The following is a 17,621-nucleotide window of genomic DNA, read 5'->3' on the forward strand; positions in this document are numbered from 1 at the left end:
TCATCCTCGGCGGGATGCGCTCTAGCGATCCAGGCAGATCACCTGGGCCACCTGCAGCTCGCGGCGCAGGTCGTCCGAGACGATGAAGTAGTTCTGCGGGGTGATCGGCTCGCCGGTGGCGGTGACGTCGGCGCGGCGGCCGTTGGCGGCCAGGGTGGCGCGGACGATCTCGGGCGCCGTCGTGTAGATGCGGCCGCGCCGGGGGCTCTCGGCGATGGTGACGCCCAGCACCCGGCCCTGAGCGTCCAGCGCCGGCGCGCCCGAAAGGCCGCCCAGGGTGCCTTGCAGGCCCTCGGTCCGGCCGGTCTCGGCCCACACCAGGACCGGCTCGCTGCGGGCGCCATGGCCGCGCACCACCAGGGTCTCGCGGCCCAGCAGGCGCGAGCTGGCCTCGCCGGGCTCGCCCTGCGGGAAGCCCGGGTGGAAGGCCCGTTGGCCGCGACGCAGAGGCTCGACCAGGCCCAACGGCAGCGGCGCGGCCCCGCCCTCGGTGAACAGCAGCGCCGCCTCGCTGTTGGGGTCGACCTTGACGCTGACCGCCACGCCGGTCCCCGGCCCCACGACGATCACCGGCTTGGCGCATCCGTCGACCACGTGGCGGGCGGTCAGCCAGACGCCGGCGCGCCCGATGGAGAAGGCGGTGCCGGCGGCGGGCCCGGTCTTATCGGGGACGTCGACCACCACCGCCGGATCGAACGGCGAGGCCGGTCCGACCACCTCGCCCAGCGGCTCGGCGCTCTTCGGCGGCGGCGGCGGCGCGTCGGTGCGCTCGTCGCGGCCACGCGCGGCGAAGAGCACCGCCACGATGATCGCGGCGTAGACCACCCAGTCCGGCAGCCGCGGGAAGCGCATGTGCTAGCTGCGCGCCGCCGCGATGACGATGGCGGTGGCGAGCTTGGCGCCGACCAGGAGCGCGGCGGCCGAGATCTCGCCTTCCTGGATGCGCTTGGGCAGGCCCCGCAGGATCATGTCCACCAGCCGGAAGACCAGCAGCTGGACTACCACGGTCACCGCGCCCCAGAGGCCGATCTCGATGACGTTGGTCGACGCCTTCAGCGACGCCGAAAGCGGGATCGCCAGACCCACCAGCACGCCCGACAGCGACAGCGCCGCCGCGGTGTTGCCCTCGCGGATGAGGGTGATTTCCTTGTGCGGCGTCAGCAGGACATAGAGCGCGGCGGCCACGATCAGGATGATGACCGTGACGCCCGCGTGGGCCAGGAAGACCGGGAACCCGGCGGCGAAGGCCTGGATCTCAGGCGATGGTGTGGGCATGCGAAAGCTCGTCCCCGAATGGCGGGCGAAGTCCTAGCACGACGGCCGAGCTATTCCGAAGCGGGCTCGCCCGACGCCGCCTTCCGCCGCGCCGAGGCCCGCATCTTCTCGCTCTCGCTCTTGAGCTGGCCGCAGGCGGCGAGGATGTCGCGGCCGCGGGGCGTGCGGATCGGCGAGGCGTAGCCCCCGCGGTTCAGGATCGCGGCGAACTGCTCGATCGTGGACCAGGACGAGCACTCGTACTCCGTCCCCGGCCACGGGTTGAACGGAATCAGGTTGATCTTGGCCGGGATGCCCTTCAGCAGCTGGACCAGGGCCTTGGCCTCGGCCGGGCTGTCGTTGACGCCCTTCAGCATCACATATTCGAAGGTCACCCGCTTGGCGTTGCCCAGGCCGGGGTAAGCGCGGATGCCCGCCATCAGCTCCTTCAGCGGGTACTTCTTGTTGAGCGGCACCAGCTTCTCGCGCAGCTCGTCGTTGGTCGCGTGCAGCGAGATGGCCAGCATCGCCTGGGTCTTCTCGCCCAGCGGCTGCAGCTGCGGGACCACGCCCGAGGTCGACACCGTGATCCGGCGGCGCGAGATGGCGATGCCCTCGTTATCGGCGATGATGTCGATGGCCTTAGCCACGTTGTCGAGATTGTAGAGCGGCTCGCCCATGCCCATGAACACGATGTTCGTGAGCTTGCGGTCCTCCTTGGGCGAGGGCCATTCCTCGAGGTCGTCGCGGGCCACCTGCACCTGCGCCACGATCTCGGCGGCGGTCAGGTTGCGGACCAGGGCCTGGGTGCCCGTATGGCAGAAGGTGCAGTTCAGCGTGCAGCCGACCTGGCTGGAGACGCACAGCGCGCCGGCGCGACCGACGTCGGGGATGTAGACGGTCTCGACCTCGATGCCGGGGCCCATCCGGATCAGCCACTTGCGGGTGCCGTCCTTGGACACCTGGCGCTCGACCACTTCCGGGCGCTCGAGGCTGAAGGATTCGACCAGCTTGGCCCGCTGCTCCTTGGCGATGTCCGTCATCCTGTCGAAGTCGGTGACGCCGTAGTGGTGCAGCCAGCGCCAGACCTGGCTGGCCCGCATCTTGGCCTTCTCGGGCGGCACCGCCCCCGCCTCGACCAGCGCAGCCGCAAGCTCCTGGCGGGAGAGGCCCGTCAGGTTCGGCGTCTTCTTCGGCGCAAGCTGTGTGGCCGGCGCCCGGCTGAGGTCGAGGGTCACGCCCAAGGGGTCAGGTCCTTCTGGAAGGGGCGGAATATAGGTGACACGCCCATTCCTTCCAAATCGCTGCGACGTCGCAGGCTTCAAACATCTGTTCGAACCCGCTAGGGTCGCCGCCAAACTCGAAATCGACGCGGGAGATACGTCCATGAAAGCGCTGCTGAGCAAGGCGGTCGGCGGTCCGGAGACCCTGGTTCTGGAGGACGTGGCGTCGCCCGAGGCCAAGCCGGGCTGGGCCGTCGTGTCGGTGAAGGCCGTAGGCGTGAACTTCCCCGACGTGCTGATCATCGAGGACAAGTACCAGTTCAAGCCGTCGCGCCCCTTCGCGCCGGGCGGCGAGATCTCGGGCGTGGTGAAGTCGGTCGGCGAGGGCGTCACCCACATCAAGCCGGGCGACCGGGTGCTGGGCAACACCGGCTGGGGCGGCATGGCCGAGGAGCTGGCGCTGGAGGCGCACCGGCTGGTGAAGATCCCCGACGCCATGCCCTATGACGAGGCGGCCGCCTTCATCATGACCTACGGCACCAGCTGGCATGCGCTGGATGCGCGCGCGAACCTCAAGCCGGGCCAGACCCTGCTGGTGCTGGGCGCGGCCGGCGGCGTGGGCCTCGCGGCCGTCGAGCTGGGCAAGGCGATGGGCGCGCGCGTGATCGCGGCCTGCTCCAGCCAGGAGAAGGTCGATCTGTGCATCAAGCACGGCGCCGACGCCGGGGTGGTCTATCCGAAGGGGCCGTTCGACCGCGACGGGCAGAAGGCGCTGGCGGGCCTGTTCAAGGACGCCTGCGGCCCGAACGGCGCGGACGTCATCTACGACCCCATCGGCGACGCCTATGCCGAGCCCGCGCTGCGCTCCATCGCCTGGGAAGGCACCTATCTGGTGGTGGGCTTCGCCGCCGGCGAGATCCCCAAGGTGCCGCTGAACCTCGCCCTCCTGAAAGGCTGCCAGATCGTCGGCGTGTTCTGGGGCGGCTGGGTGGCCAAGAATCCCGAGAAGCACCAGAAGAACGTCGCCGAACTGCTGGAGATGTACGCGCAGGGCAAGATCAAGCCGTTCGTCTCGGAACGCTTCCCGCTCGCGCGCGCCGGCGACGCCATCGCCCACCTCGCCAGCCGCAAGGCCCTGGGCAAGGTGGTGGTGACCGTCGACTAGGGACCCTCAGGGCTTTTCCCAGTCGACCTGCGGCCAGTCGGGCATGACCTGACCCTTCTGGCCGCTGCCGCGGAACGTGCCGTCCATCCGGGTGGACCAGATCGGCAGGCGCACCCCGCCCGGAACCGCCTCCAGCGGCCCGAGCACCGTCCCGGTAGTGGCCTCGCCCACTCCGAAGGCGAACGGCTCGCCCTGGGTGTTGAGGCGGTACCACATCAGCTGCGAACCATCGGGCCGGACCAGTTCCAATCGCCCGCCCGCCCCGACGCGCGGCGTCACGCCGGGATCGCCCACGGCCAGGCGGCGCACGTTGCGGTAGGGGTGGGCCTCCCACCAGTCGAGATCGCCCTTCACCTGCTGGGGCGTCATGGGCCCCAGGGCCGAGACTTCGCTCACGCGCCAGCCCCGATCGCCGACCACCGCCCGGGTGCGGCGCATGCCCCACGCGCTCCGGCCCTCGAACCGCATGCGGGGCGAGTCGAGGGCGATGGCCAGCACATTGTCATACGGGCCGGCGAGGTCCGGCTCGTAGTGCGTGGCCGCGATGCGCAGGCCCCTCGCCTTTCGCCAGGCCGCTGCGCCGCCCATCGCCTCGACCAGCCGCGCCGCCAGGGCTTCGCCCGATGGCGGATCCGCCGCCCCTGCGCCGCCGGCGCTCATGGCCACGAAGATTCCGCCGAGGATTATCCGTCGATCCAGCATTGCAGCCTCCGTTCGTGACGGGCACGCTTGCGCCGCGGGACCCGGGCGGCAAGGGGCGCATCGGCAGACGGCGTCGATCCTTGCGGCGAGCGGCGGACGCTCTTACTGAACGCCGATAACCTACAACCGAGGGGATGCGTATGGCGGGGCGGCTGGACGGCAAGGTGGCGGTGATCACCGGCGGGGCGTCGGGGATCGGGCTGGGGACGGTCGAGCTGTTCGTCGCCGAGGGCGCGTGCGTCGTCGCCGCCGACATCCAGGACGAGAAGGGGGCGATGCTGGAGCAGCGCTTCCCCGGCCGCGTCCGCTACGCCCACTGCGACGTCACGAAGGAAGCCGAGATCGCCGCGGCGCTGAAGCTGGCGGCGGACGAGTTCGGCGGGCTCGACATCCTGTTCAACAACGCCGGCATCTCGGACGGCATGCGCGAGCTGGCCTCGATCGACGCCGAGACCTGGAGCTGGATCTACGACGTCCTGGTGCGCGGCCCGGCGCTGGGCATGAAGCACGCCGTGCCGCTGATGCTGGCGCGCGGCGGCGGCTCGATCGTCAACACCGCCTCGATCGCGGGCCTGCAGGCCGGCTGGGGCCCGATCGCCTATTCGTCGGCCAAGGCGGCGGTGATCCACATGAGCCGTGTGGCCGCCGCCCAGCTGGGCACGCAGCGGATCCGGGTGAACGCCATCTGCCCCGGCCTGATCGCCACCTCGATCTTCGGCGCCTCGCTGGGCCTGCCCCGCGCCGTCGCCGACCAGATGGCCGCCCGCGTCGCCGAGAACGCCGCCAAGGTGCAGCCCGTGCCGAAGGCCGGCCTGCCCGACGACATCGCCCAGGCGGCGCTCTACCTGGCCTCGGACGCTTCCGCGTTCGTGACGGGCACCCATCTCGTGGTGGACGGCGGCATCACCGTGGGATCGCGCCACAGCTGGGACCAGAGCGGCGTCTCGCCGTTCGCGGAGCTGTTCGGGGACGCCTTCTCCCAATCCCAAGACTCGTGACCGAGCCGGGCGCGCCGGCCCCGGGCCGCCTCTCGGGCCTGTCGCACAACACCCAGGGCGCGCTCTGGATGTTGCTGTCGGCCGTCACCTTCTCGGCGATGGCCACGCTCATCAAGTTCCTGGGCGACGACTATCCGGCGGCGCTGCAGACGTTCTACCGCCAGCTGGCCGGCGTGGTGATCCTGCTGCCCGTGATCATCCGCTATCGCGGCGCGGCCTTCGCCACCTCCCGGCCGGGCATCCTGATCTTCCGGGCCAGCGCCGGGACCATCGGGGTGATCCTGTCGTTCTACGGCTTCCAGCACATGCCCCTGGCCGACGCCAACGCGCTGTCGTTCACCCGCACCCTGTGGCTGGTCCCGCTGGCGATCTTCGTCGTGAAGGAAGAGGTGGGCGCGCTGCGGATCGGCGCGGCGGTCGTGGGCTTCCTGGGCGTGCTCCTGATGGTGCGCCCGGGCGCGGGCGGCGAGTTCGCTGTGGGCGTGCCGGCCCTGGCCATGCTGGCCTCGTCGTTCCTGTTCGCGCTCACCGTCACCGGCATGAAGGTGCTGACCCGCGATCATGCGCCGCGGGTGATCCTGGTCTGGTCGGCGTTCCTGGGGCTGGCCTTCTCGATCCCGGGCGCGGCGCTCACCTGGCGGGTTCCCGAGCCCGTGGACCTGGCGCTGCTGGCCGCCATGGGCGTGATCGGCGTGATCAACCAGGCCTGCTACATCAAGGGGATGAGCCTGGGCGACGCCGCCGCCATGGCCCCCATCGACTACACCCGGCTGATCTTCACCGCGGCCATCGGCTTCTTCCTGTTCAGCGAGATCCCGACCGTCTGGACCATCGCCGGCGCCCTGGTGGTGGCGGGCTCGACGCTGTTCATCACGCTGCGCGAACAGCGGCTGGCGCGCTCCGCGAAGCTGAGCGCGGAGGCCGACGCGCCGTAGTCAGGGCGTCGTCTCCGGCAGGCCTTCCTTGCGCCGCATCCGTCGGATCTTGGCCCCGTCGCGCGCCAGTTCGGTCTTGAGCGCGGTGATGTTGGCCTTGACCCGGGCCTGCGCCGCCGGGGGCGCGGCCGCCAGCGGGTGCGCTTCGTTCCACGCCAGAACCCGGTCCAGCGTGGCGCTGAACCGCGGGATGTTCCCAGTGGCGTAGCGGACGACCTCCTCGTTGAAGGCGCCGAAGACCTGCGTGTCGCCGTCGGAGATTTCGATGCCGATCGCCCGTTCGAGCTCGGCCCGCATCATGGCCACGTAGAACCAGAACACCGCCTCGTCGCGCTCACCGTCGCGGGAGTGGCGCAGTGCGAACCGCAGGATGTCCGGCGCGCTGCGCTGCGGCATGCCCGCCGTCAGGCCCTCCACGGGCGCAAAGGCGATGGGATCGAGCGCCGCGGCCCGGGCCTGCACCCGGTCGGCTTCGGCCACGTCGGCTGGGCTGCCCGTTCGAAGCCCCTTGGCCAGGAGCGCCAGGTAGCCGGCGGTGTCCGGCTCCAGTTCGGCGGCCCGGCGGGCCCAGCGCAGACCTTCGGCGCGGTCGCGGAGGCGGTCGCTCATGGCGCTGTGCAGCCCACCTCCGAGGAGGTGATACTCGGCCAGCTGGAACATCTGCGGCGTCCAGCCGGCGAGCGCGAAGGACAGCCTCTGGTCCACTTCCAACTCTTCCCACAGCAGGTGGAGCCGCCTCGCTTCGGCCTCGTCTTTGGCAAAGCCGTACGCTCCGAACTCGAGATTGGAGCCAAGCTCACTGGCGGCGTCGGGGTCGCCATGCTCGACGCCGAGGCGATACCAGGCGCGGGCTGCGGCCACATCCTTGGGAATCCCCGGCCCACCGTCGGCGTAAGTTTTCGCGAGATGGAAGGCTGGGCCGCCGCGTTCCTCGAGGAAGCCCGGGACCAGGTTCTCCTGCCGGTCGATCTGCTGCTTCAGTTCAGCCATCTCGGCGGCCAGCGCCCGCTCCGACCATGCGGTCGCCTGCCTCGGGTCCTTCGGGTAGCCGTTCTCCCCCGACTCATAGCCGTGCGCCACGGAGCGCATTGCCGACACGCTGCCGGCCTCGGCGGCGGTCAGCATCCACCGCCGGCGCTCGTCCACCGGAACGCCCTCGTCATACTCCAGGCGCTGCATGGCCAAGACGTCACCGAGGCCCGCGGCCCGCAGTCTAAGCGCCCGCGCGCGATCCGGCTGGGCCGGGCGTTGCAGCGAATGGGACAGCACGTCGGCGAGGACGACCATCGCCGGGACGTCGCCCTTCTCGATCGCCAGGGTCAGGAGCCGCTCCGCCTCGGCGTCGTCGTCGCCCTCGGCGAGCACCCCAAGCTTGCGGAGCGCCATGGCGTCGCCCTTGTCGGCCGCCTGCTGCAAGATCGCCGCGCCGAGTTCCCGCTGGCCCGGCATGTGGCGGATATGGGCGACGCCCACCGTGGCCAGGGCCCGGGCATCGCCGGCCCGCGCCTTCTCGATCGTCTGAGGGGTGAACTCGCCCTCAGAGGTGATGCGCCGCATGCGGGTGCGGCCGGCGGGACAGAAGAGCGCGGGTTCGGCCAGGACGGTGCGCCACTCGCAGCCCGGGAACTCGCCGAGGCCAGGTGTTTGCGCGAGCGCAGACGCTGGGCACAGCACCATGCACGCGACGACAGCCAGGACGATCCACACGCTCTTCCCCCGATATGCAGCGACCCGACGCTACCGGGCGTTGCGCGCCCGCGCTACTCCCCGCGCAACCGCTCGATGTCGGCCTCGGCCGCCTGCTTGTGCTTGGGCTTGAGGTTGCGGCCGATGATGGCCATCAGCGCGGTGAAGACGGCGGCGTCGTCGGTGTAGCCCAGGCCCACGATGACGTCGGGGATCGCGTCGACCGGGAGGACGAAATAGGCCAGCGCGGCCAGCATCATCCCCTTGGCGGCCAGCGGGGTGTCGTCGTCCTTGGCGCAGTACCAGACCGACAGGGCCTCCTTGGCGAAGGGGACCTTGGCCGCGACCCGGCGCATCTTGGGCCAGAAGCCCTCGTCCACGCGCTGTTCGTTCAGCTTCATCACCGCGGGCACGAGGGCGCGGTCCGGCGCGATCTCGCGGTCCGGATCGAAGGTGACGTCAGGTGACGCTTTTTCCCGGGCGCTCATAGCGCTAAGCCTTCGCCGATTTTACTCACGCCATCATATGGGAGCTCGGCGTCCATGGAACTCAATTCATCCGTCGCGGCGGTGGTTACGGGCGGCGCCTCGGGCCTGGGCGAAGCGACTGCGCGCTCGCTTGCGGCCAAGGGCGTGAAGGTCGCCATCTTCGACATGAACGAACAAAAGGGCGAAGCGGTCGCATCGGACATCGGCGGCGTCTTCTGCAAGGTGAACGTCACCTCCGACGAGGAAGTCGACGCGGCCTTCGCCAAGGCCCGCGCGGCGCACGGCCAGGAGCGCATCCTGGTGAACTGCGCCGGCACCGGCAACGCCATCAAGACCGCCAGCCGCGACAAGGCCACCGGCGAGACCAAGCACTTCCCGCTCGACGCCTTCAACTGGATCATCCAGATCAACCTGGTCGGCACGTTCCGCTGCATCGCCAAGTCGGCGAAGGGCATGCTGGACCTGGAGCCGATCAACGGCGAGCGCGGCGCGATCGTGAACACCGCCTCGGTGGCGGCCGAGGACGGCCAGATGGGCCAGGCGGCCTACTCGGCGTCGAAGGGCGGCGTGGTCGGCATGACCCTGCCCATCGCCCGCGACCTGGCCGGCGACGGCATCCGGGTGAACTGCATCCTGCCGGGCATCTTCAACACCCCGCTGATGAACGCCGCCCCGCCGCAGGTGAAGGAGGCGCTGGCCGCCTCGGTGCCGTTCCCGAAGCGTCTCGGCAACGCCGAGGACTACGCTTCGCTGGCCCTGGAAATGATCACCAACGGCTACTTCAACGGCGAAGACGTCCGCCTCGACGGCGCCATCCGCATGGCTCCGCGCTGAGCCATCAGAGGCTGGCCTTCTCCCCTTGCGGGAGAAGGTGGCCGGCGTGAGCCGGTCGGATGAGGGGTCTCTCGGCGTCGCCGGAGACCCCTTCTTCGTTTTGAGGGCTGTTCACGAGAGTTCGGCACGACCCCTCATCCGTCGGCCGCCGGCCGACACCTTCTCCCGCAAGGGGAGAAGGACGTTTCCGATCAGCGCCGCCGGCGCGTCGGGCGGCTGGAGCCCATGAGGCCGCCGAGGACGCCGCGGATGAGTTCGCGGCCCACCTGGCTGCCGATGGTGCGCAGCATCGACTTGGCGAAGGCCTCGCCCATGCCCTGGCGGTTCGAGGGCCGGGCGGCCGGCGCGCGGCGGGGCTCGCCGCCGCCCTGGTTCGCCCAGCTGTCGTCGCGGCCGCGGGGGTCGGGCTGTTCGGCCTCTTCGACGGCGGCCTCGGCGGCCTTGGCGCGCGCCTGCAGCATCTCGTAGGCGCTCTCGCGGTCCTTGGTCTCGTCGTAGAGGCCGCGCACCGGGCTCTGGCCCATGACCCCCGTGCGCTCGGCCGGCTGCAGCGGACCCAGGCGCGAGACCGGCGGGCGGATCAGGGTCTTCTGCACCACCGTGGGCGCGCCCTTCTCGTCCAGCACAGAGACCAGCGCCTCGCCGACGCCCAGGCCCTGGATCGCCTCGGCGGTGTCGAAGGCCGGGTTGGGCCGGAAGCTCTCGGACGCCGCCTTCAGGCCGCGCTGCTCGGCCGGCGTGTAGGCGCGCAGCGCGTGCTGGATGCGGTTGCCCAACTGGCCCAGCACGGTGTCGGGGATGTCGGCCGGGTTCTGGGTGACGAAGTAGACGCCGACGCCCTTCGACCGGATCAGGCGGACCACCTGCTCCACCTTCTCCAGCAGCGAAGAGGGCGCGTCGCGGAACAGGAGGTGGGCCTCGTCGAAGAAGAACACCAGGCGCGGCTTCTCAGGGTCGCCCACCTCGGGCAGCTCCTCGAACATCTCGCTCATCAGCCACAGCAGGAAGGTGGCGTAGAGGCGGGGCGTCGAGATCAGCTTGTTGGCCGCCAGCACGCTGACGAAGCCGCGGCCCGAGCCGTCGACCCGCATCAGGTCCGACAGTTGCAGGGCCGGCTCGCCGAAGATGTTGGCGCCGCCCTGGTCCTCCAGCACCAGCAGCTTGCGCTGGATGGTGGCGATGGTGGTGGGAGAGATGTTGCCGTACTGGGCCGAGAGCGCCTTGGCGTTGTCGACCGCATAGGTCAGCGCCGCGCGCAGGTCCTTGAGGTCGAGGAGCAGCAGACCCTCCTCGTCGGCGGCGCGGAACACCACCGACAGCACGCCCGCCTGCACGTCGTTGAGTTCGAGGATCCGCGAGAGCAGCAGCGGTCCCATCTCGGACACCGTCGCGCGGATCGGGTGACCCTGCTCGCCGAACAGGTCCCAGAAGACGGTCGGCGCGGCCATCGGGTTGAGGGTCAGGCCCATCGACTGGGCGCGGGCCAGCATCTTCTCGTTCGGCGCGCCCGGGGCGGCGATCCCCGACAGGTCGCCCTTCACGTCGGCGCAGAACACCGGGACGCCCGCGTCCGAAAGGCCCTGGGCCAGGATCTGCAGCGTCACGGTCTTGCCGGTGCCGGTGGCCCCGGCCACCAGCCCGTGGCGGTTGGCCCGGTGCAGCAGCAGATGCTCCGGCTGGCCCGAGAACCCGATCAGAACGCCGTTGTCGGCCATGGACTTCCCCTCCGCACGCGCCGCAGGCGCCATCATCTGAAACCACGGAAAACACGGAAAACACAGAAGCTCGTGCGTCTCCGAGCCCGCGCGGCCCCCTTCCGTGTTCTTCCGTGTTTTCCGTGGTTGAATCAAATGGCGTGCTGACACGCTCCGAAGGCAGCGTTTTCCCGACAATTCATGCCGAGAACCGAGACTTTGAAGGCAAAGACACTCCCAATTCGGCAGAAAGCGGGGTAGAGAACGCCCGATTTGACGGCGTAGCCGACCACGTCGACATTGCCTCCGAGCCTTCTCTGAAAGCGCGCATGCCCGCCCAAAGACCTACGATGGCCGCCGACGCCGTCTCGCGCAACGCGCTGGTGATCCTGGCGACGATCGCGGCCGGAACCGTTCTGTACGTGCTGGGCGACATCCTGACGCCCCTGGCGCTGGCGCTGTTCCTGGCCGTGATGATCGACGGCTTCGCCCGCGTGCTGGAAGCCCGCGTGCCGGTCGTCAGCAGGCGGCTGGCGACGCCCGCGGCGATCGTCCTGTCGATCGCGATCTTCGGCGGCGCGGCCTTCTTCATCGCCGACAACGCCAGCGCGTTCGCCACCCAGCTCGTGGCCGACACGCCCAAGCTCAACGGCCTGATCGCGCGCATCGCAGGCCAGCTGGGCGTCGAGGCGCCGCCGTCGCTGACCCAGCTGGTCCAGCAGCTGAACCCCACCAGCTACCTAGGTCAGGTGGCGCGCGGGCTGCAGACCTTCGTGGCCGCGGCCGCGTTCGTCCTGGTCTATCTGGGCTTCATCCTAGCCTCGCGCCGCGGGTGGGAGCGCAAGGCGGTGAGCCTGTTCGGCGACCGCGAAGAGCGTCAGGAGGCCGTCGCCGCGTTCCTGCGCATCCGCAACGGCGTCGAGCAGTACCTATGGGTTCAGACCGTCACCGGCCTGATGATCGCGGTGGCGTCCTGGCTGGCGATGGTGGCCATCGGCCTGGACAACGCCCTCTTCTGGGCGATCCTCATCTTCATGGCGTCGTACATCCCGGTGGTCGGGGGCATCGTCGCCGTGGCCCTGCCGCCGATCTTCGCCTTCGTGCAGTTCGAGGGGATCGTGCAGCCCCTGATCCTGTTCGGCGTGCTGCAGGCGATCGGCATGTTCGTCGGCAACGTGGTCCAGCCGCGAATGCAGGGGCGCAGCCTGAACATCGACCCCATCGTCCTCCTGCTGGCGCTGGCGTTCTGGAGCGTGGTCTGGGGCTTGCCAGGCGCGTTCCTGTCGACGCCGCTCACGACGGTGATGATGGTGATCCTGGCCCAGTTCCGCGGCACGCACTGGATCGCCGTGATCCTCTCGGCCGACGGCAACCCGGGCGAGTTGCGCGAAGGCCGGGTCGAGCCGCCGTCGGCCAGCGGCCCCGCAAAACCGACGAAGACCCCAGCGCCCAAGCGGCGCTCGAAGAACTTGCCATCCGGGACTTAAACTCCGATGCACGCCTCCCTATCTACTGTTGGCTGGACGACACAATCCTCCAGCAGGTGCGTCCGTTTCCCAACCCCACGGGCGCAGCGAGCACCAGGTGTTTCGCCGGTCCCCCTCGGCGAAACCACACGCCGCCGGACACTCTCCTCCGGCGGCGTCCTCGCGTTCCGGTCCCACCCCATTTCGGCGTCCTCCACCCGCGTTGAGGAGGCGGCCCGATGACCCGCGCGCCCCGATCCGCCACCAAGGGGGCCGCCGCCGGGCTCGCCCGCGCCCTCCAGGCCGAACTCCAGGACGACGCAGCCCTCGACGGCGCCAAGGCCTTCGCCAGGCAGGCCGCGGCCGACGCCCAGCCTGAGGAGATCGCCCAGCTGGGCGCCCAGGGCCTCGCCCGGAACCTCGCCGACTTCTGGCGCTTCGCCGAGCGACGGCGCGGGCGCGGCGCGCAGATCCGCATCGCACCGGCGTTGGACGCCGAGCTCGACCGGCTCGAGATCGTGCAGGACGACGCGCCCTTCCTCGTCGACAGCGTGATGGGGGAGATCGCCGACCAGGGCCTGCAGGTCCGCGCGCTGTTCCATCCCATCGTCGAGGTGAAGCGCGATCGCGCCGGCGACCGTGGGGAGACCGGCGCGCCGCGCCGCGAGTCGATGATCCAGGTGCTGCTCGATCCGGTGGGCCGCGACCGGGAGAAGAGCCTCGTCGAGGGGGTCAAGGCCACGCTGTCCGACGTGCGTCAGGCGGTCGAGGACTTCCCGGCGATGCTGGAGCTGATGGGCAAGACCGTCGCCGAGCTGGACGCCTCGGGCCGCGCGCGACCCGACGAGGTGGAATTCCTCAAGTGGCTGCGGGCCGAGCACTTCGTCTTCCTGGGCGCGCGCGTCTACGAGTACCCCAGGCTGAAATCGGGCGAGTACGCCGCCGAAGAGCCGCTCTACCAGGCCAAGGACGGCCTGGGCGTGCTGCGCGATCCCGAGCGCACCGTCCTGCGGCGCGCCAACGAGCCGGCCGTGCTGATGGCGGCCATGAAGGATCGCATCGTCCGCGACCCGGCGGTGACCATCGCCAAGTCCAACGTCCGCAGCCGCGTGCACCGGCGGGGCTACATGGATTACGTCGGCATCAAGCGGTACGGCGACGACGGCCGGCCCTCGGGCGAGGTGCGCTTCGTCGGCCTGTTCACCGCCGAGGCCTACGACCAGCCCGCGGGCGTGGTGCCGCTGGTCCGAGAGAAGGTGGCCCGGGTTCTCGCCCGCGCCGGCGCCGCGCCGGGCAGCTACAACGAGAAGCGCCTCAAGAACATCGTCGAGAACCACCCCCGCGACGAGCTCTTCCAGATCAGCGAGGACGAGCTGCTGGAGATCGCGCTGGGCATCCTGCACCTGTCCGACCGGCCGCGGGTGAAGCTGTTCGAGCGCAAGGACCCGTTCGACCGGTTCGCCTCGGTGCTGCTGTTCGTGCCGCGCGACCGCTACGATTCCGACCTGCGCAAGAAGGCCGGCGACATCCTGACCGAGGCTTACGGCGGGCGACTGTCGGCCTACTACCCCAGCTTCAGCGACAGTCCGCTGGCGCGCGTCCACTTCATCATCGGGTTCACGCCGGGCCAGCACCGGCTCCCCGATCTGCGCCGGCTGGAAGCCGAGATCACCGAGGCGGCCCGCACCTGGGAGGACCGGTTCGACGCCGAGGTCCGCGCCAGCGGCCGCGAGGCCAGCGCCGTCGGCGACGTTGTCGGCCGCTACCGCGACGCGTTCCCCGCCGGATACCGCGACCGCTTCAGCGCCGCCGAGGCGCTGGAGGACGTGGCGGTCATCGACGGCTTCTCCGACGACCAGCAGATCTGCGTGCGGGCCTATCGCACCGAGGCCGACGGGCCGCTGCATTTCCGCTTCAAGCTCTATCGCCGGATCATCCCGGCGGCGCTCGCCGACGTGTTGCCGATCCTGGAGAACATGGGCCTGAAGGCGCTGGCCGAGGCCGGGTTCGCCATCACGCCGGAAGGGCGCGACGCCGTCTGGATCCATGACTTCGAGATCGAGGACCCCCGTGGCGCCGACCTGGTCTTCGCCGAGATCAAGGACGCGTTCGAGGACGCCGTCGTCGCCGTCTGGAGCGGGCGGACCGAGAACGACGGCTTCAACCGCCTGGTGATGGAGCTGTCCATCCCATGGCGCGACGCGGCCCTGATGCGCGCGCTCGCGCGCTATCGCCAGCAGTCCGGCCTCGACCCGTCGCAGCGGGTGCAGGAAGAGGCGCTGTCGAACCACCCCGGCGTGGCGCGGCTGATCCTCGATCTCTTCCGCATCAAGTTCGACCCCGCCATCGCCGCCGACGTCGCCACGCGCCAGGAGCAGGCGTCCGCGGTCATGGACGAGGTCAACGAGGCGCTGCAGCTGGTCGAGAGCCTGGACGACGACCGCGTGCTGCGCCGCCTGGCGCTGCTGGTCGGCGCGATCCAGCGGACCAACTTCTACCAGCGGACCGCAGACGGTTCGGTGAAGTCGTATATCTCGTTCAAGGTGGCCAGCGGCCAGCTGGCCGATCTGCCGGCGCCCAAGCCGTATCGCGAGATCTTCGTGTCCTCGACGCAGGTCGAGGGCGTGCACTGCCGTTTCGGCCCCGTCGCCCGGGGCGGCCTGCGCTGGTCGGACCGGCGCGACGACTTCCGCACCGAGGTTCTGGGGCTGGTGAAGGCCCAGCAGGTGAAGAACGCGGTGATCGTGCCCGTGGGCTCGAAGGGCGGGTTCTATCCCAAGCAGCTGCCGAAAGGCGGCTCGCCCGACGCCGTCCGCGCCGAGGCCATCGCGGCTTACAAGGTCTTCCTGTCGGGCCTTCTGGACATCACCGACAACCTGGACGCCAGGGGCAAGGTGATCCCGCCGCAGGGCGTGATCGTCCACGACGGCGACGATCCGTACCTGGTCGTGGCGGCCGACAAGGGCACGGCCACGTTCTCCGACATCGCCAACGGCGTGGCCGAGTCCTACGGCTTCTGGCTGGGCGATGCGTTCGCCTCGGGCGGGTCGGTGGGCTACGACCACAAGGTGATGGGCATCACGGCCCGCGGCGCCTGGGAGGCCGTGAAGCGGCACTTCCGCGAGATGGGCAAGGACATCCAGTCCGAGCCCTTCACCGTCGTCGGCTGCGGCGACATGTCGGGCGACGTGTTCGGCAACGGCATGCTGCTGTCGCGGTTCACCCGCCTGCAGGCCGCGTTCGATCACCGCGACATCTTCATCGATCCCGATCCCGACCCGGTGAAGAGCTATGCGGAACGCGAGCGGATGTTCGCCCTGCCCCGCTCGTCCTGGCAGGACTACGACAGGAAGAAGATCAGCAAGGGCGGCGGCGTGTTCTCGCGGTCGGCCAAGTCGATCCCGCTGTCGCCGCAGATCCGCGCCTTCCTGGGCACCGACGCCGAAACCCTGGCGCCGACCGAGGTCATCAACCTGATCCTCAAGGCGCCGGCCGAACTGCTCTACCTGGGCGGCATCGGCACCTATGTGAAGGCCAAGGGCGAGAGCCACCTCGACGTGGGCGACAAGGCCAACGACGCCGTGCGTGTGAACGGCGAGGACCTGCGGGTCCAGGTGGTGGGCGAAGGCGCCAACCTGGGGCTCACCCAGGCCGGCCGCATCGAGTTCGCCATGAAGGGCGGCCGGGTCGAGACCGACGCCATCGACAACTCGGCGGGCGTCGACTCGTCGGACCACGAGGTGAACATCAAGATCACCACCGGCATCCTGGAGCGGCAGGGCAAGCTGACGCGGGCCCAGCGCAACAAGCTGCTGCCGCAGATGACCGACGACGTGGCGGCCCACGTGCTGGTTCACAACTACGACCAGACCCTGGCGCTCTCGCTGCTGGAGCTGGACACCGTGGGCGAACTGGCCCCGCACGCCCGGTTCATGAGCGAGCTGGAGCACGCCGGGCGGCTGGACCGCGCCGTTGAGGGCCTGCCCGACGCGCTGGAGGTGGCCGAGCGGACCAAGGCGGGCAAGGGTCTCTATCGGCCCGAGCTGGCCGTGCTGCTGGCCTACGGCAAGCTGGAGCTGAAGCGCCTGATCGCCGCCAGCGACGCCACCGAGGATCCGTTCTTCGAAGGCCGCCTGGAGGCCTACTTCCCGAAGCTCCTGCGCAAGTACAAGGACGCGATCCACGGCCACCGCCTGCGGCCCGACATCATCGCCACCGTCATCGCCAACGACATGATCAACCGCTGCGGGCCCTCGTTCCCATCGCGGACGATGACGTCGGCCGGCTGTGACGTGGTGGCCCTGACCGCCGGCTACGAGGCGGCCAAGCAGGCGCTCGATTTCGAGACCCTCTGGGAGCAGGTCGAGGCGATGGACCTGAAGATCCCGTCGGCGGGCCAGCTGGCGCTGTTCCGGCGGCTGGTCTCGGGCCTCCGCGGCGCCACCTTCTGGCTGGCGCGGCGCAGCGGCCGCGAGGGCCTGACGGTGGCCGAGCTGACGGCGCGCTACGCCCCGGGCTTCAAGAGCCTGCACAGCCTGCTGCCCGAGATCCTGCCCAAGGCCGAGCGGGCGCAGGTCGACGCCCATGTCGCCCGACTGATCGAGGCCGGCGCGCCGGTGAAGATGGCCGAGGCGGCCGCCGTGCTGGGTCCCCTGGCCAACGCCGTCGACCTGGTCGACCTGGCGGAGGCGTCGAGCTGGAGCCTGCCCAACGTGGCGCGGCTCTACTACGCCACCGGCGCGGCCTTCGCCTTCGACCGGGTGCGGGCGGCGGCCGGCGAGTTCCGGGCGGGCGACATCTTCGAGCGCACCGCGTTGCGGCGACTGATCGAGGATCTGCTGAGCGAACAGACCCAGCTCACCCGGGCGATCATGGCCTTCGCCGGCAACTCGCAGGCCGGCGACGACGCGGTCTCGGCGCGGAACGCGGTCTCGGCCTGGGCGGCGCTGCGTCCCGATCTCGCGAACGCGGCCACCCGCACGGTCGAGGAGATCGAGGCCGGCGGCGGCGGCTGGACCTTCGCGAAGCTGACCATCGCGAACGCGGCCCTGCGCGAGCTGGCGGCGGAAGCGGCGAGCGGCCGGAAGCGGCGGGCCTCGTAGGGTCCCTGCCCGGCCCATTTCTCGCGGCGGTGGCGCAGCGGTGAAGTTCTTGATATGTTCGATTGCATGCCGTC

The 17,621-nt window shown here is 70.2% G+C and carries 13 protein-coding genes; 6 read left to right on the plus strand and 7 right to left on the minus strand.

The annotated features are described in order from the left end of the window. Positions 1–21 precede the first annotated feature (21 nt). From ACQ66R_RS12380 to rlmN, 3 genes are read right to left on the minus strand one after another with little or no spacing between them, the layout of a single operon-like run. Entirely contained in the window at positions 22–852 is an 831-nt protein-coding gene (locus tag ACQ66R_RS12380) for a S1 family peptidase (protein WP_430422370.1), read from the minus strand. 3 nt (positions 853–855) lie between these two features. Then, positions 856–1,275 (minus strand): DUF350 domain-containing protein, encoded by a 420-nt coding sequence (locus tag ACQ66R_RS12385; RefSeq protein WP_430422372.1) that lies wholly within the window; start codon positions 1,273–1,275, stop codon positions 856–858. 50 nt (positions 1,276–1,325) lie between these two features. Continuing rightward, the gene (gene rlmN, locus ACQ66R_RS12390; RefSeq protein ID WP_430422374.1) at positions 1,326–2,498 is read right to left on the minus strand and encodes a 23S rRNA (adenine(2503)-C(2))-methyltransferase RlmN; all 1,173 of its coding nucleotides are present in this window, start codon (positions 2,496–2,498) and stop codon (positions 1,326–1,328) included. 142 nt (positions 2,499–2,640) lie between these two features. Between rlmN and ACQ66R_RS12395 the strand changes: the two genes are divergently transcribed. Then, the gene (locus ACQ66R_RS12395; RefSeq protein WP_430422376.1) at positions 2,641–3,642 is read left to right on the plus strand and encodes an NADPH:quinone oxidoreductase family protein; all 1,002 of its coding nucleotides are present in this window, start codon (positions 2,641–2,643) and stop codon (positions 3,640–3,642) included. Between the two features lie 6 nt (positions 3,643–3,648). Here the strand turns inward: ACQ66R_RS12395 and ACQ66R_RS12400 are convergent, their stop codons facing one another. After that, positions 3,649–4,344 carry a hypothetical protein gene (locus tag ACQ66R_RS12400; protein WP_430422378.1) on the minus strand — a complete coding sequence of 232 codons (696 nt, stop codon included), beginning with the start codon at positions 4,342–4,344 and terminating at the stop codon, positions 3,649–3,651. 140 nt (positions 4,345–4,484) lie between these two features. On the opposite strand from ACQ66R_RS12400, the gene ACQ66R_RS12405 reads away from it, so the two are divergent. Both ACQ66R_RS12405 and ACQ66R_RS12410 read left to right on the plus strand, forming a co-directional pair. After that, a complete protein-coding gene (locus ACQ66R_RS12405; RefSeq protein ID WP_430422380.1) occupies positions 4,485–5,342 on the plus strand; it encodes an SDR family NAD(P)-dependent oxidoreductase in 858 nt (285 codons plus the stop codon). Positions 5,343–5,410: 68 nt separating this feature from the next. Continuing rightward, positions 5,411–6,277, plus strand: coding sequence for a DMT family transporter (locus ACQ66R_RS12410; protein WP_430426291.1), 867 nt, complete (start codon positions 5,411–5,413; stop codon positions 6,275–6,277). Here ACQ66R_RS12410 and ACQ66R_RS12415 read toward each other — a convergent pair whose 3' ends face one another. Then, complete coding sequence (locus ACQ66R_RS12415) at positions 6,278–7,984, minus strand: tetratricopeptide repeat protein (RefSeq protein ID WP_430422382.1); 1,707 nt, start codon at positions 7,982–7,984, stop codon at positions 6,278–6,280. Positions 7,985–8,037: 53 nt separating this feature from the next. Beyond that, on the minus strand, positions 8,038–8,451 hold the full coding sequence (locus ACQ66R_RS12420; RefSeq protein WP_430422384.1) for a YkvA family protein: 414 nt from the start codon (positions 8,449–8,451) through the stop codon (positions 8,038–8,040). 54 nt (positions 8,452–8,505) lie between these two features. Between ACQ66R_RS12420 and ACQ66R_RS12425 the strand changes: the two genes are divergently transcribed. Beyond that, entirely contained in the window at positions 8,506–9,285 is a 780-nt protein-coding gene (locus ACQ66R_RS12425; protein ID WP_430422385.1) for an SDR family NAD(P)-dependent oxidoreductase, read from the plus strand. 191 nt (positions 9,286–9,476) lie between these two features. Here ACQ66R_RS12425 and ACQ66R_RS12430 read toward each other — a convergent pair whose 3' ends face one another. After that, positions 9,477–11,000, minus strand: coding sequence for a helicase HerA-like domain-containing protein (locus ACQ66R_RS12430; RefSeq protein ID WP_430422387.1), 1,524 nt, complete (start codon positions 10,998–11,000; stop codon positions 9,477–9,479). 329 nt (positions 11,001–11,329) lie between these two features. Here ACQ66R_RS12430 and ACQ66R_RS12435 point away from each other — a divergent pair, with 329 nt between their 5' ends. Both ACQ66R_RS12435 and ACQ66R_RS12440 read left to right on the plus strand, forming a co-directional pair. Further along, complete coding sequence (locus ACQ66R_RS12435) at positions 11,330–12,466, plus strand: AI-2E family transporter (RefSeq protein ID WP_430422389.1); 1,137 nt, start codon at positions 11,330–11,332, stop codon at positions 12,464–12,466. Between the two features lie 218 nt (positions 12,467–12,684). Further along, positions 12,685–17,547: an NAD-glutamate dehydrogenase gene (locus ACQ66R_RS12440; protein WP_430422391.1), complete on the plus strand. Its 4,863-nt coding sequence runs from the start codon at positions 12,685–12,687 to the stop codon at positions 17,545–17,547. Positions 17,548–17,621: the final 74 nt, after the last annotated feature.

It is taken from the genome of Phenylobacterium sp. (assembly GCF_965284355.1).
Classification (GTDB): domain Bacteria; phylum Pseudomonadota; class Alphaproteobacteria; order Caulobacterales; family Caulobacteraceae; genus Phenylobacterium.